Origin of the sequence: Rhizobium sp. CIAT894 (assembly GCF_000172795.2) — a bacterium.
GTDB lineage: Bacteria > Pseudomonadota > Alphaproteobacteria > Rhizobiales > Rhizobiaceae > Rhizobium.
The window spans coordinates 2,597,149-2,620,699 of record NZ_CP020947.1; the positions used below are offsets into that span (position 1 = coordinate 2,597,149).

Sequence of the window (23,551 nt, forward strand, 5' to 3'; positions counted from 1 at the left end):
CCAGGCCTCGGAGGGTTTCCCACGGAAGCCGTCTGAAGGGGGTTGGAAAACGAAAAACTGAAATGACAGGCTTGAACGCCGAGCCGCCCGATTGGTTCCGTCGGCAGTTTAATTTTTCTGGAATTTCGTGTGGCCTGATACTTCCGCCCCCGCCCCTGCCGGCAATTGCAGGAAGCGCAGCGACGAGGCGACGCCGATTGCGCCGACCACGACGAAAGCCCAGCGAAAGTCGGCAAGGACGAGATTGCCGACGCCCCTGAAAGCCGAGGAGATGTTGAGCACAGCCGCAGCCACCGCGACGCCGAGCAGCATCGACACCTGCTGCAGCATGCTCGACAGTGTCGAGGCCGAGCTGCGCTGCGCCGGGCCGATATCGGCAAAGGCAAGCGTATTCAGCGCGGTAAATTCCATCGACCGCGACAGACCGGCAAGAAAAAGCAGCGCATGGATTAAAAACTGCGGTGTAGCAGGCGAGAGAAAACCGCAAGCGACGATCGAAAATGCCGCGATCAGCCCGTTGAGCACCAGCACCGTGCGGAAGCCGAAGAACCGCAGGAGCGGCGTCGTCACCGTCTTCATGCCGAGATTGCCGAGGAAATAGACGAGCAGATAGGCGCCGGCGGCAATCGAACTCAGCCCGAAGCCGAGCTGGAACAACAGTGGCAGCAGGAACGGGGTCGCATTGATCGCCACCCTGCAGGCCGTGCCCGCCGACAGCGTCGACATCGAGAAGGTCTGAACGCGGAAGGCCGAAAGGTCGAGCAGCGGATTGTCGACGGCGAGGAAATGCCGCGTCGCCATGACCGACAGCACGATGCCGGCTGTCAGCATCGATATAACAGGCAAGAGACCGCCGTCCCATTTGACCGAAAGCTCCAGGGCGGCAAGCAGGAGGGTCAGCCCGGCAGCACTGAGGACGAAGCCTGCGAAGTCCAGCCGGCCGGGATCGGTCTCCCGCTGTTCCGGCACGAAGCGCAGCACCAGCCCCATGCCGAGAATGCCGATCGGAATATTGATGAGGAAGTTCCAATGCCAGCTGGCATAGGTGGTGATGAAGCCACCGAGCACCGGGCCGATCACCGGCGCCGTCAGCGCCGGCCAGGTGATCAGCGCGATCGCCTGGACGAGTTCGGACTTGCGGGCGTTCTTCAGCACGATAATGCGCCCGACCGGCGTCATCAGCGCGCTGCCCGCCCCCTGCAGCGCGCGCCACAGCACGAATTCCGTGAGGCTGCCTGACAGACCGCAGAACAGCGAGGCGCCGGTGAAGACGGCGATCGACATCAGAAAGATACGGCGTGCGCCAAAACGGTCGCCGAGCCAGCCCGAAAGGGGAATGAAGGCGGCCATCGTCAGCATGTAGACGGTGATGCCGATGCTCATCGACACCGGCTGAACGCCGAAGCTCGTCGCCATCTGCGGCAGCGAGGTGGCGACGATCGTGCCGTCGAGGATCTGCATGAAGAAGGAGACTGCGACGACCAGCGCCACGATTTTCGCCTGGCGGCCGCCTGCCGCCTTTTGCCCGTTTTCGCTCGTCTCTGCCGTGGTCATGGGTCTGCCAATGAAAATTCCGGATGGCGGCGGGCAAGCGGGGAGGAAGCCGATCGGAGATCTGCCGCGTGAGGGACGCGGATTTGAAAAGCCGCGCCTGGCTGAATACGCCCGTTGCATCAGGCCGGAAAGGCTAAATCTCGCACTGTGCGAGAATATTCCCGGATGCGCACGGGTGCGGCGCAACGCCCTAAAGAAAAAGCCCCGCCGGAGCGAGGCCAAGTTTGCACCGCTCCGGGAAAACAGGAACGGCGTTGAGGTCCATAGCCCGTGCCCCATCCCGCAGCGAGGCCATATTTCGCCGGATCGGTACGCTCCCGAATGAAAATTTGCGATTCATCAAAGATCGACACCACTCTGGCCGCCCGCGACACTGGCCCTTTTGAAGCCGCTGGCGTACCCGTCATCAACCCGTGGGAGGCCGGGGTCTGATGCATTCGAGACCGGCAGAGCGGCAGCGCGAAAAACCGACGGGCTCATAAGAATCAGATATAAAGCGGCGCCATCTTGCGCCAGGCGCCGGCACGGTGGGCGCGTCCATCCCAAACATGCAGCTGGTGGCGAATATTCTTTTCGCCGAGCAGACGGCTGAGATAGCGATTATTGTCGAGGAAGGGATCGGCGTCGCCGATGGTGAGCACGATGTCGATCTCGCGCAGCCTGTCGAGCCGCCAGTCCGAGCCGAGGCCCGGCAGGAAATGCGTCGGCGTGTGGAAATAGACGCTGTCGTCGTAATAGCCGTCGAACAGGTCGCCGAAGGATTCCACTTTCATCGTCAGGTCGTAGCGGCCGGAAAAGGCGACGAGCTTGCGGAACAGATGCGGATGGCGGAAGACGAGGCTCGCTGCCTGGAAAGCGCCGAGACTGCATCCATGCGCGATGGTGCAGTCATGCGGGTTTTTCGCCGCCATCAGCGGCAGCACCTCGTTGAGGATGTAATCCTCCAGCGCCGCATGCCGGCGGATGCGCTCGGCCGGATGACGGTGGAAACCGTAGAGGCTGTCGGCCGCGAGACCCTCAATGCAATAGAGTTGGAGATGACCGGCCTGCGGCTTTTCCGTGAGGCTTTCGACCAGGCCGAGCTGCTCATATTCAAAAAAGCGCCCCTCCCGCGTCGGAAAAACCAGCACCTTGGCGCCGGCATGGCCGAACACCAGCATCTCCATGTATCGATGCAGACGCTGACTGTACCAACGGAGATATTCGCGGTTCATGGCACCCTGAAGAACTGTCCGATCTTGTCGCGGAGAACCGCCTCTTGCTCAGCGTTTCCAAGGTAATCGAAATGACCGGCGTCCAGGATGAAGATTTCATTATATTTCGGTATCGAATTGGCGACAGCGAACTGACAGGGCGGCGCAACGGCAGGATCGAAAAGGGCAACTGCCGTCAGCATCGGCACCGTGATCCGACGCGCAGCGGTCGCCGCATCGTAGAAGTGCAGCGTCTCCAGCACATTTCCATGTTCCGCCTGATATTCCTGCACCGATTGAGCGCTGCCGACACTCGGCAGCTTGAGGCGCAGGGGCTGATGGCCGAAGCTCGGCAGCGCCAGATGCCCGCGGTCGATACGCTGGTCATAGGCGATCGCCATTGCCCCGACGCCGCCGCCAAAGCTGATGCCGCTATAGCCGATATGCCCTGAAAGCCAGGGATAGAGCGCGACAAGAGTCGAGACGGCCAGCCAGATATCCTCGACGCAGCCGCCGATAATATAAGCGTCCGGCTTGTCGATATCGTACAGCACATGCCAGGAGGGATTTTCGGAAATCGGCGGATGGCTGCTCAGCGACAGCCCGCGGCAGCAGGGAAAGATGAGCGCCGTTTCCTTGACCGGCAGGTCGAAATCCGGGCGGTCGCGCCCGCCGTAGCCATGCCCGACGACGAGGCCGCGCCGCACCTCCTGCGCGCGCGGCAGAAGCAGCCAGCCGCCGATTCGAAACGCGTCCGTGGAGAAATAGACGAGATCGAGCACGTGCCAGTCGGGATGAGTGAGTTCGCTGCGGGAAAGCACCGGCTGCGGATCGACCGTCAGCGCCTTGCGATAACGCGCCTCCCAGAATGCGTCGAAACCGTCGGGCTCCTCCGGCGGCTCGATCGCCAGAAGCTCTTCAAGCCGCATGCCGTAGGTCGGATCGAAGTCAAAGGGATGTGTCGTAGGAATACTCATGTGAGATTTGTCCCGTGAAACGGCCGGCTGCGCAAGGCTCTGCCGGCACCGCGGACAAAAGCCTGCCGTCACCGTTTGCAGAACAGAAGGACGTGATGCCGCCCCCCCCAACCTCAAGAGATGCGGGTAGAGATGAAGCACACCCTCGAGAACAAGCCCTTTGCTGACGCTCCGCACACTCGCGGGTCCGCCGATCGCTAGGGGCCGTGGACTCTTGGGATTCCCAAAGGTGAGCAAATCAGATTCAAGACTGTCTTTTGGAGGCAGTCATGGGTGTTTTAGATCGTCTCATTCTTCGAGATGACCAGTGGGAGCGGATGTCTCGTCATATTATTGGCGACGATCGCACGCGCGGTTCGTCTGGACGTGACAATCGCATGTTTGTGGAAGCGGTCTTGTGGATCGTGCGGACGGGTTCGCCCTGGCGCGATCTGCCGGAGGTGTTCGGTGATTGGAACAGCGTGTTTCGCCGCTTCAGCCGCTGGAGCCAAAAGGGTGTCTGGTGGCGTGTCTTCGAAGCGATGTCGGAGGATACCGACTTCGAATATCTGATCGTCGACAGCACTATTATTCGCGCCCACCAGCACGCCTCCGGCGCAAAAAAGGGGCTGAAGATTAGGCCCTTGGTCGTTCCCGCGGCGGCTTGAGCACCAAAATCCATATGGCCGTGCGTGGCCTTGGATGTCCCGTTCGTTTCATTCTGACCGCCGGTCAGAAAGGCGATGCACCGCAAGCCGATCTCCTGATCGAAGACCTGCCAGCCGAGGTCGTCATGGCCGATACGGCCTATGACAGCGACCGGCTACGCAAACTCATTGCCGACAAGGGCGCGCAAGCGGTTATCCCGAACAACCCCTCGCGTGCCAAGAAGTATCCGCTCGACAAGGAGCTCTATGCTCAGCGCTATCTCGTCGAATGCTGCTTCTCGAAGCTCAAGCAGTTTCGACGCATCGCCACGCGATATGAGAAAACCGTTCGAAACTACAAAGCCATGATCGCTCTGGCCGCAACAATCTTATGGCTCAGATAAGTGTCCACAGATCCTAGAGCATGATGCCGAAAGTGTGAGCGGTTTTCGGACGACATCATGCCCTAACTCTTTAATTTAGAACAGGATTCAGATTTTAGGCCGACCGGGCCTAAAATCATCCTGTTAGCCTCGATCGAAACGGCTGACCTCAAGCCCGCTGCCGACCGGCAGCAGCACGCTCGATATACCCGGTTTGGCGCGGACGGCCTCGCCGTAGCGCCTCACATCGTCGCCTCCCGGACGCAGCATATTGTCGGCGACGATGATCGCCCCCGGATTGAGCCTGGGATAGAAGGCCTCGAGGCAGGGAACGTAAAGATCCTTCCAGAGATCCACGAGTACGAAATCGATGCCTTGCGAAAGCTCGCCGATCATCTGAACGGCGTCCCCGATCTTGAATTCAATATGATCGGCGAGACCTGCCTTGACGGCCATGTCGCGCGCATAAGCCGACTTGTAATCATGCATTTCCATGGTGATCAGCCGGCCGCCGGAGGCGCGCGCGGCTGCCGCCAGCCAGATCCCGGAATAACCGAAGGAGGTGCCGAGTTCGAGAATGGTCGGTGCCTTCAGGCTTCTGGCAAGGATATTGATGAACTGCCCCGTCTCTGGCCCGACCGCGCGCAGCCGCTGATCCTGTCCGCCGTCGCGGCCGCCGGGAGGCAGCTCGCGCGGGCTGGTGCGCTCCGTCGCGATCATCGTGTGATAGGTGTCGAGCACGTCCTGGATTCTGCCGTCCATTATCTTCTCCATGCCCGCCCGCGCGAAATTCTGCCCGTCGATCGGCCGATCATTGCCCGATCGAAACAGCACCGGAAAGTTAAACTTTGGCAATCATTGCCATTGCCCGCTCCCCTTCGGTTGCGCATGCCGCCATCCTCGGCTAGATCAAACCGCAATGGCCGGGTCACCCGGCCACGTAAGCGTTAACGTCACTCAACGCGTATGATCGAACGGCTTTGCGGCTTCGATCTGCGCGACTGTGTCCTGCGGATCGAGCTTCCAAGCCCCGGAAGGACACATGGATAACAATCAACTCAAAGAACCCGCTTCAACCGCCCCGGGCATCGAACGGGTTCGCCACGACACCCGGCGGCGCAGGCTCACGGTCGAAAGCGTCGTCGACATCACCCCCGGCATGCGCCGCATCACGTTGACAGGCGACGACCTCGCCGATTTCACCAGCCTTGCGCCCGACGACCACATCAAGATCTTCGTCCGTGCTGCCGATGGCAACGAAGAACGCCGTGACTACACCCCGCGCCGCTATGACAATACCGAGCGCAGATTGACGATCGACTTCGCCCTGCACGAGGCAGGCCCGGTGACACGATGGGCGATCGAAGCACGCTCCGGCGACAGGCTCGAAATCGGCGGACCAAGGGGCTCCGCAGTGGTGTCCGCGACGGTCAAACGCTGGCTGCTGATCGGCGACGAAACGGCGCTGTCGGCGATCGGCCGCCGGATCGAGGAGAGTGCGGCCGGAACCGTCATCACCGCCATCGCCGTCGTCACCGGCCCGCTGGAAGAGCAAAGCTTCGGCACTCGTGCCGAGCTTGATATCCGCTGGGCGCACCGGCCTCTATCGCAGGCAACCGATGCCACAGCACTTCTGAAATTCCTGAGCACGGTCGATATCCAGCCGGAGACCTTCGTCTGGGTCGCGGCGGAAGCCTCGGTGACACGCGATATCCGCGCCTATCTCCTTGAACGAGGCTACCCGCTGAGCTGGATCAAGGCATCCGGCTATTGGGTGTTCGGCAAGGCAGATACGACGGAAAAATTCGGTTAGGCCGCCTGACGCCGAGACCGGCCGCCGCCTACCGAAACGGCGTCGGCCGCCCGCGTGAAAATCGCCAAACAACGTTGCGATTTAATCGGATACGATATATAATTGCGAAACCCTAAACCCGATAGGATATTCCGATGCCCGCATCCAAAGCCGCAAAACAGCCTGCATCCATCTCTGCGAAAATTGGTGGTGACGGCCGGAGGCTTTCGAATTTCCTGTGCTTTGCCGTCTATTCGGCCAATCTCGCTTTCGGCCGCGCCTATAAACCGATCCTGGACGCACTGGGCCTGACCTATACCCAATATATCGCACTGGTCGCCCTCTCCGAAGAAGACGACCAGACAGTCAGCATGCTGGGGGAAAAGCTGTTCCTTGAATCCAATACGCTGACGCCGATCCTCAAGAAGCTGGAGTCGGTTGGCTATCTCACGCGCCATCGCGATCCCGCCGATGAACGGCAGGTCCGCGTGAGCCTGACGCCGGCCGGGCGCAATCTCCTCCTGGACGTCGACCCCAGCGGCACACTGGTTGCCGCCACCGGCCTCGGTGACGATTTCCCCGTCGTGCAGAAATCGGTGACGCGGCTGCGCGACAACCTGTTGCAGGCGCAGGCCGAACCAGAAAAATCATGATCGCGGCACATGTCGGCACGTGGTGACATGTCCGAGATCGCAATCGGCGCCTTGGTTGGAAACGGCGGGGTTCTTCTCGCCAGGCGAAATTCTGAGCGCAGGACGCATCCGGATCGGTGGAGCCTGCCGGGCGGCCATGTTGAGAGCGGCGAAGACGCTGAGGCGGCCATGCGCCGGGAGTTGCAGGAAGAAATCGGCGTGACGCCGCAGCGCTGGCGGTTTGCCGGAAAATTCATTTCAGAAAGCCCGCCCGGGGCATCCGCCGTCTTTCATGTCTATCACGTCGACCGATGGCACGGTGTTCCCAATCTCGTCGACGACGAGCACACCGCGCTGAGATGGTTTACCGCTGCGGAGATAGAATGCGAGACCGAGCTGGCGCCGTCTCAACTCGTTGAAATGCTCTTAAGCCTACTGGGGTCGGAAGCGAGCCGATAGGCATGATGACACGGAATTAGACCCGGCCGAGACGACACGCCACCTCAGCCTACAATGCCAACGGCCGGGCCACCTGCGCAAGCGCGCCCTCCTCCATCATCGCGGCCGCCCTGGCATAACCGCCGCCCATTCCATCGAGGAAATGCAGATGCGAATCCGGCCGGCCTGACGGCACAAGGCAGGTCATCAGCGCATGCGATTGCCGATGCAGACCGAAATCGATCTCGCCGCGCGTCCGCGCCGCAATGAGGATGGCTTCGACGCTGTCGATCTCATCCGCGGTGCCGTCGAGCGTCAGGCGCAGGCCGTCATCGAATTTGCGGAAATCCGAATGGGAGGCGACCTCCAGCCAGCGTTCTGCATCGACCTGCTTCGCATTGCCCCTCGCTATGCCGGCACCTCCGGAAAGCGGATGGGACCGGCGCGGCGCAGCATCGAAGACGGCAAGCACGCACTTCGCCAGCGCGGCAAAAACCTCCGGGTGCGTGTGGTCGCGCGGCTCGACCAGCAACGACAGTATCTCGCCGCGTTGGCTCGGGAACGGCGCCCAGTCGCAGCTCAAGCCTGTCAGGTCAGGCCTCATCGCATAACGGCCGGGCTTGACCAGAAAGCGACCCTTCTTGATCTGCTGCCCCGCCCATTTGAGCCCGCCGCCGGCAAACATCGCATAGGTGGCGCGCTCGGAAGCAGCATAGCGTGCGGTCCTGACATCTCGCCCGTTCGCGCGGATTTCGCCGACGGTAACGAGCCCGACGCGCAGGTCGAGATGAAGATCGGCTTTGGCGAAGCCCGCAACATCACGCAAGGCCGATGTCGCGGCCATGATACCGCTCGCCGGCAAGGCGAAGGCCGCTCCGTCTCCGCGAAACACGAAGGGAAAATCGAACGAACCCCAGGCATTGCCCAGCGCGGCGATGATCGATGCGCCAGCGTAGTTGACGTCTTCATAGCGCCCCGATCGGATCGCCGCGGTCGAGCTGACAACGTCGGTGATGCCGATCAGCCAATCGTCAGGCAACGGCTCATAGACATCGGGATCGAGCATAAGCGAAAACTCGTCTTGGGCCCGGTGCGGCCCGACGTGGCTGTTGATCATGGCAGGTTCTCCGGATCGGCAGGTTTGGCTGTTGGCTCGGAAACGGGTCTGCCGCCGATCGGCAGACCCCCGCTTGAAGGTGACGGCACGAGGCCCGCCCTCCCCGTTCAGACAAGCTTGGTTTCGACGTCGATATTCCCGTGGACCGCCTTGGAATAAGGGCAGATGCCATGGGCCGCCTCGATCAGTTCCTCAGCGATTTCGCGATCGATGTCTGCAAGGCTGACACTGAGCCGGGCGCGCAGGAAGTATGAGCCGTTATCGCCGTTGAGCGTAATCTCGGCATCGACCTCGGGACCGGCTGGCAACGTGATCTTCCGCTGCGCGGCGGCGAGCTCGATAGCGCCGATATAGCAGGCCGACCAGGCCGCGCCGAAGAGGTTTTCGGCAGCCGGATGCGGCTGCGGCAGCTTGATGTCGAGCGTGCCATCGTTGCTGCGTGCAGAGCCGTTGCGACCGCCGATGATGTGGGTCTTGCCGGTGAAAAGAAGCTTCTCGGTCATGGTGATATCCTTTCGTTGAATTTTTAACGCATCCGATTAGATCGGATGCGCTTTAATACGCCTCACCGAAATGGATGTCAACAATATTCCGATTTAATCGGATGCGACTTACATTGGTGGCCGAGCAACGTGTGAGAGCCGCCCCTGTTTCTCAGCGGGAAAATGGACTGATCAGAAGCGCTACGACCGCGGCCGGCCATCGTCGAACAGCGTGGCAAGCCACTGATAGTATCGTGGCTGCTTCTCTCTCAGCCGGCTGCGCGAATAAGGCGGCCGTTCGATATCGCCATAGAGATAGACGCTGGCCGTGACCGCGAAGAATTCCCGGTCGTTGCTCATCATGTAGGAGTCTCCCGGCCAGAGCCCGCGGCCGTTGTCGAAGAATTGCCTGATGTCGCTATTGCCGAAACCGCCAGGCACCATCCTGTCGTTAAAGGCATGCAGAAGCTCGTGCAGGATGATCGGCTTGTCGGGATCGAGGCTCCTGACGCGCAGGTCGATGCCGGTCTTGCTGCTGTAGTGGCCGGGGCCGAAACCTGCGGCGGCGGGGTTGGCCCAGATCGGAATGGTCCGCATGAAGGTGAGGACGTCAGTCTTCAGATTGACATGCTCGACGATGTCGAGTTGCCGCTTGACGGCCGCGACCATCTCCTTGTCCGGTTCGGCGCCCCTGGCATTGGTGAGATCGACTTGCCATCCGCGATAGGTGAAAGCGAGTGGATCGGCCGCCGCCGCTCCCGTTGCCGCCAGCATGACAGCGATGGCGGCCCAAAGGGGCGCCATCATTTTCGAAATCGGTTGCATGGCCCATCCCGCATGTCGTGCATGGACTGTCGCACAGGCAAAGGGAGCGTACAATCGCGTCAGTGAAGCCCTGATGTCGCGTACGTGATATCGGAAAAAGGCTTGGCCGGATCGCGCTCAGACCTTTTCCTTCTTCTTGACCTTTTCCTTCGGCTCGACCGGCGCATCGGGCGTCGGGGCCAGAAGCTTGCGCAGCGATGCGATCTTGTCCTTCACCAGCGGTCGGAAGCGCGTCGCACGATAGGGCATGTCGGCCGCACCGTAACCTTCCGGCCCGTCATCATTGCCGCGATGGATCTCCGCAAGTTTTACCCCGATAAAGGTGCCATCGACATAATGGGTATATTCGCCGACCCAGCGGATCGTATAGATTTCGCCCTTGCGGATGAGCTGATCGATGCTGACATGCTTGAAGGTATCGTTGATGCAGACGACCTTCTGGCCGACATGGAAATCATAGCTCATGGATCAAACTCTCTAAGGCAACCGCCTGACCGATCTATAGCGCGCCAGACAGCAGGGATGAACCTTTTTCTGCGCGCCCTGCGGTTCAAGACGATATGGATCAGTCGCAATAGACCTTGCCGCTCTTGCGGGAGCGCAGGTCGAAGTGGAAGTGGTTCCAGTGTTCCGGGTTGCTGCCGGGGCCGAGCACGGTGTTGAAATAACGACAGCTGTCGGTGCGCACCGCCTTCAGGAGCCGGCCTTCGCGCAGCGAGAACAGGCCCTTCTTGCGCACGTCGATCTCATGGCCGTTCTTCAGCACGAACTTGCCGACGTCGATCGCGTTGCCGCGGGCGTGTTCCGACATCGGATTGTATTTCTGCCGGCTGTTGTTCATGCGCCGGCAGGAATAGCCGCCGAGCGGCTGGATCGTCCTGATGCCGCTCCAGTAGCGGAAGCGGGCGGACGGCGCCAGCTCGTTCTTCACCCATTTGGCGAAGGCGAGCGTCACCTGGCAGTTCAGCGTCACGGCCGGCTGCACGCCGATATTGCCGGAAAGCCCCTTCAGCGACACCGGATAGGGTACCTGGCAGGCCGGGCCTTGCGAGATCGGCGGCTTGTCGTCGAAGAGCACACCCATGCGCTTCAGCTCGCGCCGGCAGGCAAGCTCGGAGGCCGGCATGACGCTGGGGTCGACGGGTGCTGCCGGTTCGCTCATCATCGGGTTGTTCGGCCGCAGCATCGCGACCTCTTCGCTTTCATCCTCTTCGGGAACGCGGGTGGGCGCCACCACCGGGCTGCCGTCGCTCCAGGCGGGCGCCCGGCTCATCTGCGCTTGTGCCGCCGGCTGCGGCATCGCCCGCGGTACCGGCTGACGCACGGGTTGGTTCAGTTGCATCGGATTGTCGGTGCCGATGCCGTCGACGACGGGTTCGGTGGCGTTGCCCTCGGCGATCTGCTGCTGTTGCTCCTGCGCCAATCCGACGACTGGCTCGGCTCCAAGCTCATCATCCATGTTGACGCCGCCGGACGGGATCGCAAGGTTCTTCGTGCCGCCCCAGTTGCCGCTCGGCTGGCCCGCCGCCAATGCCTCGTCGCTGTCGATCATCGGCAGCCTGCGCACACTGCCTGCACCCGCCGCAGGCGCGCTCCGGGCCGCCGGCGCCAAATGACCGGTGCCGGCAAGATTCGGCGTGTCAAGATAATCGACGGAACCCTGGTTATTGCCGACAGGCGCACTGGAAACGGGATAGGCGGCCTGGCTTTCCGCGGGTGCAAGGCGCTCCGCACGCGCCATCCCGACGGAAGGCGCCATGCGCGCAGCGCCCCGTGCCGGCGATATCGAACTCACCCTGGTGCCGTTGTCGACATTCGCCGGAGGCACCAGCCCGTCGCTGATCGAACAGGTCGTCAGCGCCGCCGAGAGCAGCACAGGCAGGAGGACTCGCCGAGGAAAGGAAACAAACGCCATACTCTTACCGCTTCCGCAGGCCGGCAGTGACCAGAAAAACTCGGTCCAATTTTAATTAAAAACGGTGAACGAAAACTTACCCGCACAATCTGAACGGGACAAATATAGAAAAGGCCGCTTTCGCGGCCTTTGATCTGTCGTTTAACTCACGCTGCCCGTGTGTGTCGGGCTTGAGGCGATTGCCCCGCCCCACGCAGACGGAAATTCGAAAGCAGCGTCTTCAACTGGGTGCTTTCGTCGGCGAGCGTGCGGCTTGCCGCCGTCGTCTCCTCGACCATCGCGGCATTCTGCTGCGTCATCTGATCCATATGGTTGACCGAACCGTTGATCTCGTTCAGCCCAGTCGACTGCTCGCGTGCTGCCGTCGCGATCGACACGACATGGTCGTTGACCTGATTGACCAGCGCCTCGATCTCCAGCAGCGCATCGCCGGTCGAGCGCACCAGCGCGACCCCGCCCTCGACTTCCGTCGCCGACCGGCTGATCAGTTCTTTGATCTCCTTGGCCGCATTGGCCGAACGCTGGGCAAGTTCACGCACTTCCTGAGCGACGACGGCAAAGCCGCGGCCCGCCTCGCCTGCCCGCGCCGCCTCGACGCCGGCATTCAGCGCCAGAAGATTCGTCTGGAAGGCGATCTCGTCGATGACGGAGATGATCTGGTTGATGCGGCTCGAGGATTCCTCGATGCGGCCCATCGCCGTCACCGCATTGCGGACGATGTCGCCGGAGCGTCCGGCGCTCGCCTTCGTCTCGGCCACCATTTCGCGTGCTTCGTTCGCCCGCTCGGATGCCGTCTTGACCGTCGCGGTGATCTCGTCGAGCGCTGCCGCCGTCTCTTCGAGCGCGGCCGCCTGCTGTTCGGTGCGCTTCGACAGATTGCCGGTCGCCTCGCTGATGTCGGAGGCGCTGTCGTTGACGACGCGGCTCGATTCGGCGATCGCATGGATCACCCCGTTCAGCGCATCGACGGCCACATTGAAGTCACCCCTCAGCTTGGCATAATCCTCGCCGATATCGCCGATCGCAACCGTCAGGTCGCCGCCCGCGAGCTTTTCCAGCCCGACGCCAAGTGCCTGCATCGCCCGGGTCTGACGCTCGGAGGCCGAACGCAGGCTTGCCTCGTTGCCGCGGCGTTCGTCTTCGATCTGCCGCTGCCTCTCGTCTTCCCGCCCGCGCAACGCGCTGCGCTCGTCGACGGAATCGCGCAGCACCAGCAACGCCTTGGCCATCTGGCCGATCTCGTCGCGACGATCGCTGCCTGATATCTCCACCGATGCCTCTTCGGAGGCGATCGCGTTCATCGCCGTCTTCAGCCGAGCGATCGGCACTGTGACGCTGCGGACGATCGCATAGGCGATAGCCATCGTGGCAACAGCGCCGAGCAGGCAGAGCACCGCCGCCCAGATTGCGTTCTGACGATAGAGCGCGGCAAGGTCATCGGCATAAACGCCGGTACCAACGATCCAGCCCCAAGGCTCGAAACCGGCGACATAGGAATATTTCAGCACCGGCTCGTCGGCGCCCGGTTTCGGCCAGTAATAATCGACGAAGCCCTTGCCGTCCTTCTTCACCTTGTTGACGAATTCGACGAACAGGAACTTGCCTGTGGGATCCTTCATCTGCGAGATGTCGGTTCCATTAAGCGCCGGCTTGATCGGGTGCATCACCATAGTGGGATGCATGTCGTTGATCCAGAAATAGCCGTCTGCGCCGTAGCGCATCGCGCCGATCACGTCCTTGGCGGCCGCCTGCGCCTGCTCGCGGGTCATGGTGCCCGCCTGCTCCATCTTGTAATATTTGTCGAAAATGCCGATCGCCGTCGCCTCCATCTTCTCCAGCCCCGCCTTCCGCTCCGCTTGCAGCTCGGAATAGGAATAGTTCAGAAAGAAGACCATCGTTGCCGCAAGCACGGCAAGGGTGAAGCCGACAAGGCAGTAAAGGCGGGTGGAAATCTTGACGTTGCGCATGAGGTTCCCGGCGATTCTAAAACATTTGCAATTCGTCACATACTGGAACAGCTGAATTACCGGACGGTAAAGTTGGATTAGTGGGTTCTCACATAACGCAAGGTGAGGTCCGGCTGTAAAATTCAACCGGCTGAAATCCAACGGAATTTAAATCGTCGCGACCTGCCATATTTGGTCCGCAGCCGACCCTCTCACCGAAAAGGATTGGTGCGGGCACCCGAGTTCGCTAACCTTGGCTGCAGAATCGTATCCGAATATTGAGGGAACCTTCCATGACTGAAGCCGCCAAGCCGAGAGGCGAACTGACGCTGCGCACACTCGCAATGCCTGGCGATGCCAATCCGGCCGGCGATATTTTCGGTGGCTGGGTCATGGCGCAGATGGACCTTGCCTCCGGCATCCGCGCCGCCGAGCGCGCCAAGGGCCGCGTCGTCACCGCCGCCGTCAAGGAAATGGCCTTCGAGCTGCCGGTCAAGATCGGCGATACGCTGTCGGTCTATACCGATGTCGAGCGAGTCGGCCGCACCTCGATCACGCTGATCGTCGAAGCCTGGGCACATCGTTCGCGCTACGCCAAGATGGAAAAGGTCACCGCCGCCACCTTCATCATGGTGGCGCTCGATGAAGAGGGCAAGCCGAAGATCGTCCCCGCGGAGTGACAATTAAAGGCTAGGGGATAAGGGATGGAAACGGTCAGCTCGCCGGATGTCTTCCTTCACATCAAGGTGGTGATGGCCATGGTCATCAGCCTTTCGCTGGCGAGGCTCCTGACCGGCGTTGCCGGCATCGTTCAGCATCCCGGCAAGGCGAAGGTCTACGCCGTTCATCTCGGCTGGGCGCTGTCGCTGTTCCTGTTCATCATCCATATCTGGTGGTGGGAATACCGCCTGCAGGCCGTGCCGGCCATCGGCTTCGGCATCTATCTCTTCCTCGTCTGCTTCTGCAGCCTATTCTTCCTGCTCTGCGCCCTGCTCTTCCCGGCATCGCTCGACGAATATGGCGGCTACGAGGAATATTTCATTTCCCGCCGCAAATGGTTCTTCGGTATCCTCGGTCTTATCTATGCCGTCGATATCCTCGACACGGCGATCAAGGGGCCGGAGCGTATTCTCTCGCTCGGCTGGGAATATCCCGCCCGCAACATCGCCTACATCCTGCTGTGCGCCCTCGCCGCCTGGACCCCCAACCGCCGCTTCCACACCACCTTCGTCATCGCCAACCTGCTCTACCAGGTGAGCTTCATCTTCCGGCTTTACGATGCGCTGGAGTGAGGCCAGGTCCCGCGAAGCGGGAGCGATCGATCCAGTGAATCGATTGCAGCGACGAACGCCCTGAGCTGGAAGCGAAGGGCCGGGCAGCGGCTTGCTCCACAAACCTGCGTCTCAAGCCCGCGACCTCTCTCCAGCCTCATCCCGAGGCGCCCCGCAGGGGCCTCGAAGGACGGGGCTGGCCACCCGCTTCGCCAAATTCCAAGGCTGGCATGGCGCCAAGCCACCGGCCCCCGTGGTTCGAGACGGCCCTTCAGGTCTCCTCACCATGAGGGCTGGTCGTGTGCCGTGCCGCCTCGCCTCTCCGCACAGTGCCTGTCACTCAGAAGAGCAAGGAAATCGCTGCCACTCACACCTTCAAAAACTGCGATCCCTTATCAAACCCCAGCCCCGGAAAGATTTTCCCCGTCAGATCGCCCACGCCGACATCGAACTGCTGATAGAGCATCGCCGCCGCCACCTCGCGCACGTCGGCGGTCGGCATCAGGTCGCGGTCGTCGAGCAGCTGGCCGTCACTGAGCCCGGGCCACTTGCCGAGGATACGGCCGCCGGAGACCGCGCCGCCGGCAAGAAGGGCGCAGCCGCCGGTGCCGTGGTCGGTGCCGCCGGAGCCGTTCTGGCGGACGGTGCGGCCGAATTCGGTCATGGCGAGCACCATCGTCTTTGACCAGATCTCCGGCCCGAGCGTCGTCTTCAGCGTGTTGATCGCCTGCGCGAGATCCTGTGCCGGCCGCTTGAACTGGCCGGCCTGGCCGATATGCGTGTCCCAGCCCGATATCGAGAAACTGGCAATCCGATAGTCACCCTTCAGCATGTTGGCCGCGAGCGCTGCCACATCTGCAACCTTCTCGCCGCGCTGGCCGTCCGGCTCGACCATCATCGAGGCAGCGTCGGCGCGCGTCGCCTCGGCAAGGGCTGCCGCAAAGGGCGGATCGCCGCCATAGAGCCGCGTCAGGAACTGCATCTCGTCACGCGCCGGCGCCAGATTGGAATCCGAGGCCCAGACATCGACATCGTTCGGCCCGGAAAGGATCAGCTCCGTCGAGGTGTTGACGTCGATCGCCTTGCGCGCATCCGAGCGCGGAATGACGGCGAGCGCCCGGTTCAGCCAGCCGGTCTTTTCCTCGGCGACATGCTCGCTGCCTGACTCCAGCATGTCCTGCCCGTCGAAATGGCTGCGCTGGTCGCGATAGGGCGTCGACACCGCATGCACGAAAGCAAGCTCCCGGCTCTTCCAGAGCGGCATGAGATCGGCGGCGGCGGGATTGAGGCCGAAATGCCCATCGAGATCGAGAAGTCCGGTATCGGGCGTCAGCGCCAAGGTCGGCCGGAGCGCGGCAAAGCCGGCATCGCCATAGGGCTGCACCAGATCCAGCCCGTCCATCGCGCCGCGCAGCACGATGGTGACGAAGCGGTTGTCGCCCGGCATCGCAGCGAAGGTGACGGGCGTGAAAACAGGAGCGGCGGCAAGACAGCAGGCAGACGTGAGAAATCCGCGGCGCGACAGCGAGATCCGGTTCATCGACAGCGTCATGGCAGAGCCTCCTCAGCAGGTTCCGGAAAAGTGTCCAGCGGTTTTCCGGTCAGAACCTGCGACAAAACAAATGAGCTAAGCCAACGAAAGTCTGCTTAGCGGCGATTGAATTCGGGCGAAGCCAGCACCAGCGTCAGCCCGCTGATCTTGTTCGGCGCCTGCGACACAATGCGGATCGTCTCGTCGCGCGCCGCATCGGCAAGCGTCGATTTGAGGAACTCACGCGGATCCTCGTCGCGGCCGAACTGCGCTGCCGCCCGCCTTGCCCAGGCCAGCCGCTCAGCGAGCTGGCTGCCGGTGATCCAGGCGGAAAAACCTTCCTCGAAGCCGGCCGGGCTCGGCGGCAGCCAGGTCGGCTGGCCCATGCGCTTCAGCGCGCCCTGCCCCAGCGCCCGCGCCGTCCGGAAGGCCTTGAGGCGTTTGTCCCTCGCCTCGCCGGCAGGATCCGTCGTTACCGTAGACCCCGCCATACCAGGCGTATTCGCCGCCATGTCGCCTTCTTCAGTGCCCTGCTGGTTGGCCGCCAGGAAGCTGCCGACGACGCCGTTGACCGGCCCCGCATTCAGTGCCCGCAGCCCAGCGACGACATAGTCGAAGGGTTGGCGCGCCTTGGCGCCTTCGTTCTGCCAGGCGGCGGGATGGTCGAGCATGGCGGTGTAGACGGCGGTGAGATCGCCATTCGTCTTCTTCCAGGCGGCTGCCATATCGGACACCATGCCTTCGTCGGGCTGGTCGGAGACGAAATGCACTGCCAGTTTGCGGCTGATATGCGCCGCCGTCTTCGGATGGACGGACAGATCGTCGAGCATGTCGAGATAATCGTCACGCGAGCGCTTGCGCCCGCCATAGCTGACACCGAGCACCTCGTGCGCGCCGGGCTCGGAGATATTCGGCCGGAAGGCGATGTCCATCTCCTTGCGGTCGATGGTCAAGCCCGTCAGCACCATGGCCGCCGCCGTCACATCCGCCTGGCTGTAGCCGCTGCCGGCGCCGAGCGTGTGCAGTTCCAGCAGTTCGCGGCCGAGATTTTCGTTCAGCCCCTTGTTGCGCTTGATGCCGCCGGCCGAATCCGGCCCGAGCGAATCCGCCTGATCGAGATAGATCAGCATGGCCGGATGGGCGGTGGCGCTGCGCAGCAGGTCGCCGAACCTGCCCGACATGAACGGCCGGATCGCCTCGGCCTCGTAGAGCGGCACGATGAGGCGCATCGGCAGGCTCTTATTGGCGCTGGTGGAGAAATGATCGGTCCAGAAGGTCGAAAGCCGCTCGTAGAAACCGTAAGGCGACAACACCGCCTGCATCAGCCTCAGGTTCGCATCGTGCTGGAATTGCTGCTGCGCTTGCCGCTGCACGCCCTTGCGCATCTCGCGCTGCGCCGTATCGTCGGTCACCGTCTTGGCATCCTGCCGAATCTGCTTCAGCTGCGCCTGCAGGCTGAGGATCGCGCGATGGCGCATGTCGGGACCGCCGAGCGGAAAGTCCGGCGTCGCCACCGCCGCTTTGCTGAGCTGACCGATCAGCTCATCCTTGCTGCTGGGCGGCTGCTCGCCCGGCCGGAAACCATAGCCGAACCGGATCGCCGCCATCGTCGGGAAAGAGAGGCCCATGGCCGGTCAACTCCTGATCACGTGGTAGTGACAGGCTGCCAGCCGATTGCGACGCCAATCTGTAGGAAATGTGGCGATATCAGGACATGGACGATTTGTAATCTGTTGAAAAAGCTAAGATTTACGCCCGAAAGATGAAGGATGCTCCGATTGCGATGAGCGCGAAGCCGATCGCATGGTTCCAGGTCAGGTTCTCGCCGAGCCAGAAGATCGAGAAGCCGGCGAAGACGAGGAGCGTGATCACCTCCTGCATCGTCTTCAGCTGCGCCGTCGTGTAGACCGCCGAGCCGATGCGGTTGGCCGGCACCGCCAGGCAATATTCGAAGAAGGCGATGCCCCAGCTGACGACGATAGCAAGGAAGATCGCACTGCCCTTGTGCTTGAGATGGCCATACCAGGCAAAGGTCATGAAGATGTTGGACGCAAACAGCATGACGACGGGCCAGAGGGCGGCGGGAGAAAAGGACATGGAGCAACTCGGCTGTGGAGGAAAACGGTCGATCCGGCGAGATACCGGCGGGCCTTACCTAGCACGACGCCATTCGACGGCAAGCCCCCAAGGCTCGGACCGATCGTCTCAGGCGGTGGGCGATGATGCAGGATAACCGCAGCCCCAAACTATCCGCCCAGACCGCCCCGCGAGACAAGATCGCAAAGCCTGTATCAATATGGCGAAATTTGCTACTTAATGTTGAAAAGGCATTCATGCGCCGGACCAGACGGCATCGATAGTTTGTAGAGCAGATGACGCACACCCCCGACATGCCGCAGCCGGTTACTTTACCTCCTCGCTATTTTTGGCGACGCCTCGAAGCTTTCACCATCGATCTCATCATCTTCCAGGCAGTCATCCTGATAGTCGTCTCCCATATTTCAGCAGCATTCCACCTAGATTTCCGTTTCCCTGGCTGGACATCCACGTGGTGCGGCGTGACGGTCCCAGATCAGCTTGCGCAGCGAATTGAGGCCGGTTGGCCATTGAGAGGAAACGAATCCCGTGAGACCTCTATCTGCGAAGTAACGCAAATCGCTTTAGGAAAGCAGAGATACCTCCAGACAGGTGCTGCGGAAGATACAGAGCATTGGGTCTGGACTGATATGCCGACCTTTCCCCTTGACGCTCACGACAATCCGGTGACCACACCGTTGCCCGCCTATTCCATCCTAATATCAGGCGTAGCAAACACCGTATTCGTCGCGGGGGCGTTCGCTTACTTTTCCGCAAATGGCCGCCGCACGATCGGAAAGTCGCTCGCGGGCTTGAAGGTCCAGTCTGTCGATGGGCAAAATCCCGCCATCGGCACCACATTCAAACGCGAGCTCCTGAAATTTAGTCCTAGCCTGTTTTTCAGCGTGACCGTGTTCGTGTTTTCACTGTTTCCAATTCTTCCCACGGAAGACTTCGACACGTTGCTGCGCATGATGCGCGACGGATATACCATCCCCGACGATGGCGGGGCAGGATACTATGTTATACTGACAGTTGCGGTTATGGCCTGGTGGCTGTTGCCGTTCGTCGCCTGGCAAGGACAGGTCTTTTACGATCGCATCTGCGCCTGCAAAGTCGTGTCGCCCCTGGAGGCGAGCCGTCCCATTGAAGCACGGACCAGGCAAAACAAGCCGCGGATGTACCGCAGGCTGGCGCCTATTCGCGGCAGCCGCCGCCGGAGGCGAAGGGCCTGCCTGAGAGTACCGTATTGAGCAGCGAATAGGAGGCCGCGCCCTTGGCGCAGCCTCCATCGAAAAGAAGTCAGGCGCTGTGCATCGCGCCATGCGGCGCTTCGCCCTCCTCCGAGCCGAAGCGCACATCCTTCTTCTCGTAACCGAAGCCGGCGAGCAGGGCGACGACGAGCGCCACGACAGCCGCGACGATCAGCAGCGCATAGGCGTAATCGCCATCCCAACGGGCGGCGAGGCCCGCCTGCAGCGTCGCGTTGCCGGAGGCGAGCAGGTTGCCGAGCTGGTAGGCGAAGCCCGGGAAGGTGCCGCGCACCTCGTCCGGCGACAGCTCGTTCAGATGCACCGGCACGATGCCCCAGGCGCCCTGAACGAAGAACTGCATCAGGAAGGCGCCGATCGCAAGCAGCACCGGCCCCGGCGCATAGGCCCAGAGCGGCGCGACCGGCACGGCGATCAGCGCGGCGATGACGATCGCCCGCTTGCGGCCGATCCGCTGCGACAGCGCCCCGAAGAAAAGCCCGCCGCAGATCGCCCCGATATTGTAGACGATGGCGATGGCGCCGACCGTATGGGTCGAATAGTTGCGCTGGGTCTCGAGGAAGGTCGGGTAGATGTCCTGCGTGCCATGGCTGAAGAAGTTGAACGCCGTCATCAGGAGCACCGCCCAGATGAACAGCGGAATGTTTTTTCGCAGAACCGTCAGGAACGGCCGGCGTCCCGCCGCCTTCCGCTTGAGAAAGGCCGGGCTCTCCTCGACATTGCGCCTGATGTAGAGCACCAGCAGCGCCGGCACCGCGCCGACGAAGAACATGCCGCGCCAGCCGATGATGGGAAAGAGCAGGAAGAACACGATCGAGGCAAGCAGATAGCCCGAGGGATAGCCCGCCTGCAGGATGCCCGAGACGATGCCGCGACTCTCCTCCGGCACCGTCTCCATGACGAGCGAGGCGCCGACGCCCCATTCGCCGCCCATGGCGATGCCATAGAGCGCCCGGAGCACCAGGAACATGGTGAGCCCGGTGGAGAAGCCGGTCAGGAATTCGAACAGCGAATAGAGCAGCACGTCGGCCATCAGCGTGATGCGCCGCCCGTAGCGGTCGGCGGCCAGCCCGAAGATCAGCGCGCCGAGCGCCCGCATGGCGAGCGTCAGGAAGATCGCCACCGAGACGGCGGGGACGTCGGTGTGGAATTCCTCGGCGATATATTTGAGAACGAAGACGAGAATGAAGAAATCGAAAGCATCGAGCGTCCAGCCGAGATAGCTGGCGATGACGGTGTTGCGCTGCTGCGGCGTCAGCCGGCGCAGGCTTTCCAAAGCGGACATATGAATTCCTCCGTCCGAAAGCGGCGGCGAGGCGGTCAATTCCGGATGCCGTCGGAAGGGGTGCCCGAACCGGGCGGGTTGCGGCTGTCAGGGGCTGCGGTTGCGGGAAAGCGCATTCGCAATCGGAGACAGCGGAAACAACGGCAGCAATGCTGGCCGGGTTCCATCACGTTTGTCGTGATCGAGAGCGGCGGCTCGGTGGGGGCACCTCTCGGCGCTCCTATCCGCGGGGCGGCGCCCACCAACCTCCCTCATGCTGAGGCGCGCAGCCCGACAGGGCGGAGCCTCGAAGCACACGCCTCAACATTGCGCCTTGCAACCACAACCGCCCAGCGCACCCGCCCCGTCCTTCGAGGCCCCTGCGGGGCGCCTCAGGATGAGGCTCTCTTAAGCGTCGGCGTATCCTTCAACGTGACTCAAGCCACCCTACCCCGGCACGCCCAAGCCACCGACGCAAACGACCGCGGCCCGTCCGGCTCGCCGGCTTCATACGCGGCTCTCATGGCAACGCCGAGCGCCTTTCGCTTCGCTGACTCGAGCCCCCAGACATACTTGCCGAGCGGCCCCTCACCTACGGCGATCGGCCCCCAATAGTCCTCGAAGGAGCCGTATTCCATCCGGATCAGCAGCGACGTCTCCTCGACGTCGACAAGACCTTGGCTGACAAAACTCTGCTTCAGCTCCCCTGGCCGCATCATCGGCTGGAAACAATATTTGCGACGCAACGGCAGCGCCTCCTCGTCGAGCATGACAGCCGTGTCCCACATCATCCGCATGACCGGCATGCCGCCGTAATGATCCCAGACGGTGGCGGCCACCACACCGCCCGGGCGCACGACACGAGCCATTTCCGAAACAGCCTTGCCCGCCTCCGGCACGAAATGCAGCACGAGCAGCGACATCGCCCGGTCGAAGCGGCTATCCTCGAACGGCAGTGCGCAGGCATCGGCCTGCCGGATCGTGATCCGCGGATCGGTGTTGCGTCGTGTCGCCGCCTCGACGAAAACCGGTGAATAATCGATCGCGACGATCTCCCGCAAACTCGGCTTTTCCGCCAGCGTAAACGCCAGGCTGCCGGTGCCGCAGCCAACATCGAGCACACGATCCCCATCCGCCAATCCGGCGAAATCGATCAGCATCGGCGCCAGCCTTTTGCTCCAGCGCCCCATCAGCCTTTCATAACCATCCGCACTTTCGACATTGAAACTCGACGGCATCGAAGCCTCCCTCTTCAAGGACGATGATCTGTCGCCGCAGAGCCGAGCGATCCGCCGCCTTGCGCGAGGCGGGTCGGGCTCCCCGTCGTCCCCGGTTCGGGCCGGGAACGACGGAGAGTGTATCAGGCGGATGCCTTGCCGAGAACGCTCCAGTCGAAGCCGCGCGCCCAATCGGCATAGCTGTGCCAACCGACATCGGGGAAATCGCGGCGCAGGGCAGCGATGTCGACGTCGTAACCGGTGCGGTCGAACCATTCGAACATCAGCGCCGCGTCCTCGCTCTGCTGCCGCATGGCGGCGATCGGCAGTTCCTGGTAGCGTATCGGCCGATCGAGCGCCTCGGACAGGATCTTCGCCTGCTGCTCGCCGGACAATTCGTCGCCAGCAATATCGAAACGCTTGCCGAACACCTGTTCGCGCCGCTCGGCCAAAGCCGCGACGAAAGCGCCGATGTCCTTGATGGTGATCTGCTGCAGCAGGCGGGTCGGCGGCAGGGCCGCGGCATAGACGCCCTGGCGAAGCCCATCGATCGCCCAGGGGGCCACCGTGTTTTCCATGAAGGCGACGGGCGCGCTGATCGTATAGGGAATGCCGAGGCCTGCAATATGCTTTTCGACGAGGTACTTGCTGTCGAAATGCGGAATGCCGGTCTTTTTGTCGGCATCGGCGACCGAGGAATAGATCAGGTGTACGATGCCCGCGGCCTTCGCCGCATTGGCGACGGTGATACCCTGGCGTGTTTCGGCCTCCGTCCCGGACTCGTAGCTGTCGCCCATCAGGAACATCGTATCGAAGCCTTCAGCCGCCCTCTCCACGGATGCGCCATCGTTGAGATCGCCGGCGGCGACCTCGACCCCAGCCGCGGCCAGCCGTTTTGCGCCCTCGCTATCCGGCTTGCGCGAGATCGCCTTGACATGGTGTCCCCGCGCGATCAGGGCGCGAACGACCGCGCCGCCCTGCTGGCCGGTGGCGCCGGTGACCAGAACCCTTCTCATGTCACTCATCTGTCTGCTCCTTGTT

Annotated in this window: 22 protein-coding genes and 1 pseudogene; 7 read left to right on the plus strand and 16 right to left on the minus strand. The window is 62.1% G+C overall.

The window, feature by feature from the left end:
• Positions 1-108 precede the first annotated feature (108 nt).
• The 3 genes from RHEC894_RS12895 to RHEC894_RS12910 form a co-directional block, all read right to left on the minus strand.
• Positions 109-1,554 (minus strand): MFS transporter, encoded by a 1,446-nt coding sequence (locus RHEC894_RS12895; protein ID WP_085737557.1) that lies wholly within the window; start codon positions 1,552-1,554, stop codon positions 109-111.
• Positions 1,555-2,039: 485 nt separating this feature from the next.
• Positions 2,040-2,768 carry an alpha/beta hydrolase-fold protein gene (locus RHEC894_RS12905; RefSeq protein ID WP_010069530.1) on the minus strand — a complete coding sequence of 243 codons (729 nt, stop codon included), beginning with the start codon at positions 2,766-2,768 and terminating at the stop codon, positions 2,040-2,042.
• Entirely contained in the window at positions 2,765-3,724 is a 960-nt protein-coding gene (locus tag RHEC894_RS12910; RefSeq protein ID WP_085737558.1) for an acetylxylan esterase, read from the minus strand. Before RHEC894_RS12910 ends, RHEC894_RS12905 begins: the two co-directional genes overlap by 4 nt.
• 269 nt (positions 3,725-3,993) lie before the next feature.
• Between RHEC894_RS12910 and RHEC894_RS12915 the strand changes: the two are divergent.
• Positions 3,994-4,754, plus strand: a pseudogene (locus RHEC894_RS12915) (IS5 family transposase).
• A 123-nt stretch (positions 4,755-4,877) separates the two neighbouring features.
• On the opposite strand, the gene RHEC894_RS12920 reads toward RHEC894_RS12915, so the two are convergent.
• A complete protein-coding gene (locus RHEC894_RS12920) occupies positions 4,878-5,495 on the minus strand; it encodes a DUF1442 domain-containing protein (RefSeq protein WP_085737559.1) in 618 nt (205 codons plus the stop codon).
• Positions 5,496-5,775: 280 nt separating this feature from the next.
• Here RHEC894_RS12920 and RHEC894_RS12925 point away from each other — a divergent pair, with 280 nt between their 5' ends.
• The 3 genes from RHEC894_RS12925 (at position 5,776) to RHEC894_RS12935 (ending at position 7,616) form a co-directional block, all read left to right on the plus strand.
• The gene (locus RHEC894_RS12925; RefSeq protein WP_010067573.1) at positions 5,776-6,546 is read left to right on the plus strand and encodes a siderophore-interacting protein; all 771 of its coding nucleotides are present in this window, start codon (positions 5,776-5,778) and stop codon (positions 6,544-6,546) included.
• 134 nt (positions 6,547-6,680) lie between these two features.
• Positions 6,681-7,178, plus strand: coding sequence for a MarR family transcriptional regulator (locus RHEC894_RS12930; protein WP_085737560.1), 498 nt, complete (start codon positions 6,681-6,683; stop codon positions 7,176-7,178).
• Positions 7,179-7,205: 27 nt separating this feature from the next.
• Positions 7,206-7,616: an NUDIX domain-containing protein gene (locus RHEC894_RS12935; RefSeq protein WP_085737561.1), complete on the plus strand. Its 411-nt coding sequence runs from the start codon at positions 7,206-7,208 to the stop codon at positions 7,614-7,616.
• A gap of 49 nt (positions 7,617-7,665) precedes the next feature.
• On the opposite strand, the gene RHEC894_RS12940 is transcribed toward RHEC894_RS12935, so the two are convergent.
• The 6 genes from RHEC894_RS12940 to RHEC894_RS12965 form a co-directional block, all read right to left on the minus strand.
• The gene (locus RHEC894_RS12940; RefSeq protein WP_085737562.1) at positions 7,666-8,712 is read right to left on the minus strand and encodes a DUF3095 family protein; all 1,047 of its coding nucleotides are present in this window, start codon (positions 8,710-8,712) and stop codon (positions 7,666-7,668) included.
• Between the two features lie 107 nt (positions 8,713-8,819).
• Positions 8,820-9,215, minus strand: a complete 396-nt coding sequence (locus RHEC894_RS12945; RefSeq protein ID WP_085737563.1) for an Ohr family peroxiredoxin — start codon at positions 9,213-9,215, stop codon at positions 8,820-8,822.
• Positions 9,216-9,395: 180 nt separating this feature from the next.
• Positions 9,396-10,019: a hypothetical protein gene (locus RHEC894_RS12950; protein ID WP_085737564.1), complete on the minus strand. Its 624-nt coding sequence runs from the start codon at positions 10,017-10,019 to the stop codon at positions 9,396-9,398.
• 117 nt (positions 10,020-10,136) lie between these two features.
• Positions 10,137-10,484, minus strand: a complete 348-nt coding sequence (locus RHEC894_RS12955; RefSeq protein WP_010067496.1) for a hypothetical protein — start codon at positions 10,482-10,484, stop codon at positions 10,137-10,139.
• Between the two features lie 100 nt (positions 10,485-10,584).
• Positions 10,585-11,934 carry an extensin family protein gene (locus RHEC894_RS12960; protein WP_085737565.1) on the minus strand — a complete coding sequence of 450 codons (1,350 nt, stop codon included), beginning with the start codon at positions 11,932-11,934 and terminating at the stop codon, positions 10,585-10,587.
• A 146-nt stretch (positions 11,935-12,080) separates the two neighbouring features.
• The gene (locus tag RHEC894_RS12965) at positions 12,081-13,901 is read right to left on the minus strand and encodes a methyl-accepting chemotaxis protein (protein ID WP_085737566.1); all 1,821 of its coding nucleotides are present in this window, start codon (positions 13,899-13,901) and stop codon (positions 12,081-12,083) included.
• Positions 13,902-14,173: 272 nt separating this feature from the next.
• Here RHEC894_RS12965 and RHEC894_RS12970 point away from each other — a divergent pair, with 272 nt between their 5' ends.
• On the plus strand, positions 14,174-14,560 hold the full coding sequence (locus RHEC894_RS12970; protein WP_085737567.1) for an acyl-CoA thioesterase: 387 nt from the start codon (positions 14,174-14,176) through the stop codon (positions 14,558-14,560).
• Positions 14,561-14,584: 24 nt separating this feature from the next.
• Entirely contained in the window at positions 14,585-15,172 is a 588-nt protein-coding gene (locus RHEC894_RS12975) for a hypothetical protein (protein WP_085737568.1), read from the plus strand.
• Between the two features lie 346 nt (positions 15,173-15,518).
• Here RHEC894_RS12975 and RHEC894_RS12980 read toward each other — a convergent pair whose 3' ends face one another.
• The 3 genes from RHEC894_RS12980 to RHEC894_RS12990 all read right to left on the minus strand — a co-directional run bounded on the left by RHEC894_RS12980 (position 15,519) and on the right by RHEC894_RS12990 (position 18,779).
• The gene (locus tag RHEC894_RS12980) at positions 15,519-16,703 is read right to left on the minus strand and encodes a DUF1501 domain-containing protein (RefSeq protein WP_085737569.1); all 1,185 of its coding nucleotides are present in this window, start codon (positions 16,701-16,703) and stop codon (positions 15,519-15,521) included.
• A gap of 95 nt (positions 16,704-16,798) precedes the next feature.
• Positions 16,799-18,310, minus strand: a complete 1,512-nt coding sequence (locus RHEC894_RS12985) for a DUF1800 domain-containing protein (RefSeq protein ID WP_085737570.1) — start codon at positions 18,308-18,310, stop codon at positions 16,799-16,801.
• A 121-nt stretch (positions 18,311-18,431) separates the two neighbouring features.
• Positions 18,432-18,779 carry a DMT family protein gene (locus tag RHEC894_RS12990; protein ID WP_085737571.1) on the minus strand — a complete coding sequence of 116 codons (348 nt, stop codon included), beginning with the start codon at positions 18,777-18,779 and terminating at the stop codon, positions 18,432-18,434.
• 275 nt (positions 18,780-19,054) lie between these two features.
• Here RHEC894_RS12990 and RHEC894_RS12995 point away from each other — a divergent pair, with 275 nt between their 5' ends.
• Positions 19,055-20,011 (plus strand): RDD family protein, encoded by a 957-nt coding sequence (locus RHEC894_RS12995; protein WP_010068352.1) that lies wholly within the window; start codon positions 19,055-19,057, stop codon positions 20,009-20,011.
• A 49-nt stretch (positions 20,012-20,060) separates the two neighbouring features.
• Here the strand turns inward: RHEC894_RS12995 and RHEC894_RS13000 are convergent, their stop codons facing one another.
• The 3 genes from RHEC894_RS13000 to RHEC894_RS13010 all read right to left on the minus strand — a co-directional run bounded on the left by RHEC894_RS13000 (position 20,061) and on the right by RHEC894_RS13010 (position 23,535).
• Complete coding sequence (locus RHEC894_RS13000; RefSeq protein WP_085737572.1) at positions 20,061-21,314, minus strand: MFS transporter; 1,254 nt, start codon at positions 21,312-21,314, stop codon at positions 20,061-20,063.
• Between the two features lie 416 nt (positions 21,315-21,730).
• Positions 21,731-22,531 (minus strand): class I SAM-dependent methyltransferase, encoded by an 801-nt coding sequence (locus RHEC894_RS13005; protein WP_085737573.1) that lies wholly within the window; start codon positions 22,529-22,531, stop codon positions 21,731-21,733.
• A 122-nt stretch (positions 22,532-22,653) separates the two neighbouring features.
• Positions 22,654-23,535, minus strand: coding sequence for an NmrA/HSCARG family protein (locus RHEC894_RS13010; protein WP_085737574.1), 882 nt, complete (start codon positions 23,533-23,535; stop codon positions 22,654-22,656).
• Positions 23,536-23,551: the final 16 nt, after the last annotated feature.

Bases quoted from the DNA above. Each gene is read 5' to 3' on its own strand.
- RHEC894_RS12895 (WP_085737557.1), bottom strand. From the start codon at position 1,554: ATGACCACGGCAGAGACGAGCGAAAACGGGCAAAAGGCGGCAGGCGGC.
- RHEC894_RS12905 (WP_010069530.1), bottom strand. From the start codon at position 2,768: ATGAACCGCGAATATCTCCGTTGGTACAGTCAGCGTCTGCATCGATAC.
- RHEC894_RS12910 (WP_085737558.1), bottom strand. From the start codon at position 3,724: ATGAGTATTCCTACGACACATCCCTTTGACTTCGATCCGACCTACGGC.
- RHEC894_RS12920 (WP_085737559.1), bottom strand. From the start codon at position 5,495: ATGGACGGCAGAATCCAGGACGTGCTCGACACCTATCACACGATGATC.
- RHEC894_RS12925 (WP_010067573.1), top strand. From the start codon at position 5,776: ATGGATAACAATCAACTCAAAGAACCCGCTTCAACCGCCCCGGGCATC.
- RHEC894_RS12930 (WP_085737560.1), top strand. From the start codon at position 6,681: ATGCCCGCATCCAAAGCCGCAAAACAGCCTGCATCCATCTCTGCGAAA.
- RHEC894_RS12935 (WP_085737561.1), top strand. From the start codon at position 7,206: ATGTCCGAGATCGCAATCGGCGCCTTGGTTGGAAACGGCGGGGTTCTT.
- RHEC894_RS12940 (WP_085737562.1), bottom strand. From the start codon at position 8,712: ATGATCAACAGCCACGTCGGGCCGCACCGGGCCCAAGACGAGTTTTCG.
- RHEC894_RS12945 (WP_085737563.1), bottom strand. From the start codon at position 9,215: ATGACCGAGAAGCTTCTTTTCACCGGCAAGACCCACATCATCGGCGGT.
- RHEC894_RS12950 (WP_085737564.1), bottom strand. From the start codon at position 10,019: ATGCAACCGATTTCGAAAATGATGGCGCCCCTTTGGGCCGCCATCGCT.
- RHEC894_RS12955 (WP_010067496.1), bottom strand. From the start codon at position 10,484: ATGAGCTATGATTTCCATGTCGGCCAGAAGGTCGTCTGCATCAACGAT.
- RHEC894_RS12960 (WP_085737565.1), bottom strand. From the start codon at position 11,934: ATGGCGTTTGTTTCCTTTCCTCGGCGAGTCCTCCTGCCTGTGCTGCTC.
- RHEC894_RS12965 (WP_085737566.1), bottom strand. From the start codon at position 13,901: ATGCGCAACGTCAAGATTTCCACCCGCCTTTACTGCCTTGTCGGCTTC.
- RHEC894_RS12970 (WP_085737567.1), top strand. From the start codon at position 14,174: ATGACTGAAGCCGCCAAGCCGAGAGGCGAACTGACGCTGCGCACACTC.
- RHEC894_RS12975 (WP_085737568.1), top strand. From the start codon at position 14,585: ATGGAAACGGTCAGCTCGCCGGATGTCTTCCTTCACATCAAGGTGGTG.
- RHEC894_RS12980 (WP_085737569.1), bottom strand. From the start codon at position 16,703: ATGACGCTGTCGATGAACCGGATCTCGCTGTCGCGCCGCGGATTTCTC.
- RHEC894_RS12985 (WP_085737570.1), bottom strand. From the start codon at position 18,310: ATGGGCCTCTCTTTCCCGACGATGGCGGCGATCCGGTTCGGCTATGGT.
- RHEC894_RS12990 (WP_085737571.1), bottom strand. From the start codon at position 18,779: ATGTCCTTTTCTCCCGCCGCCCTCTGGCCCGTCGTCATGCTGTTTGCG.
- RHEC894_RS12995 (WP_010068352.1), top strand. From the start codon at position 19,055: ATGACGCACACCCCCGACATGCCGCAGCCGGTTACTTTACCTCCTCGC.
- RHEC894_RS13000 (WP_085737572.1), bottom strand. From the start codon at position 21,314: ATGTCCGCTTTGGAAAGCCTGCGCCGGCTGACGCCGCAGCAGCGCAAC.
- RHEC894_RS13005 (WP_085737573.1), bottom strand. From the start codon at position 22,531: ATGCCGTCGAGTTTCAATGTCGAAAGTGCGGATGGTTATGAAAGGCTG.
- RHEC894_RS13010 (WP_085737574.1), bottom strand. From the start codon at position 23,535: ATGAGTGACATGAGAAGGGTTCTGGTCACCGGCGCCACCGGCCAGCAG.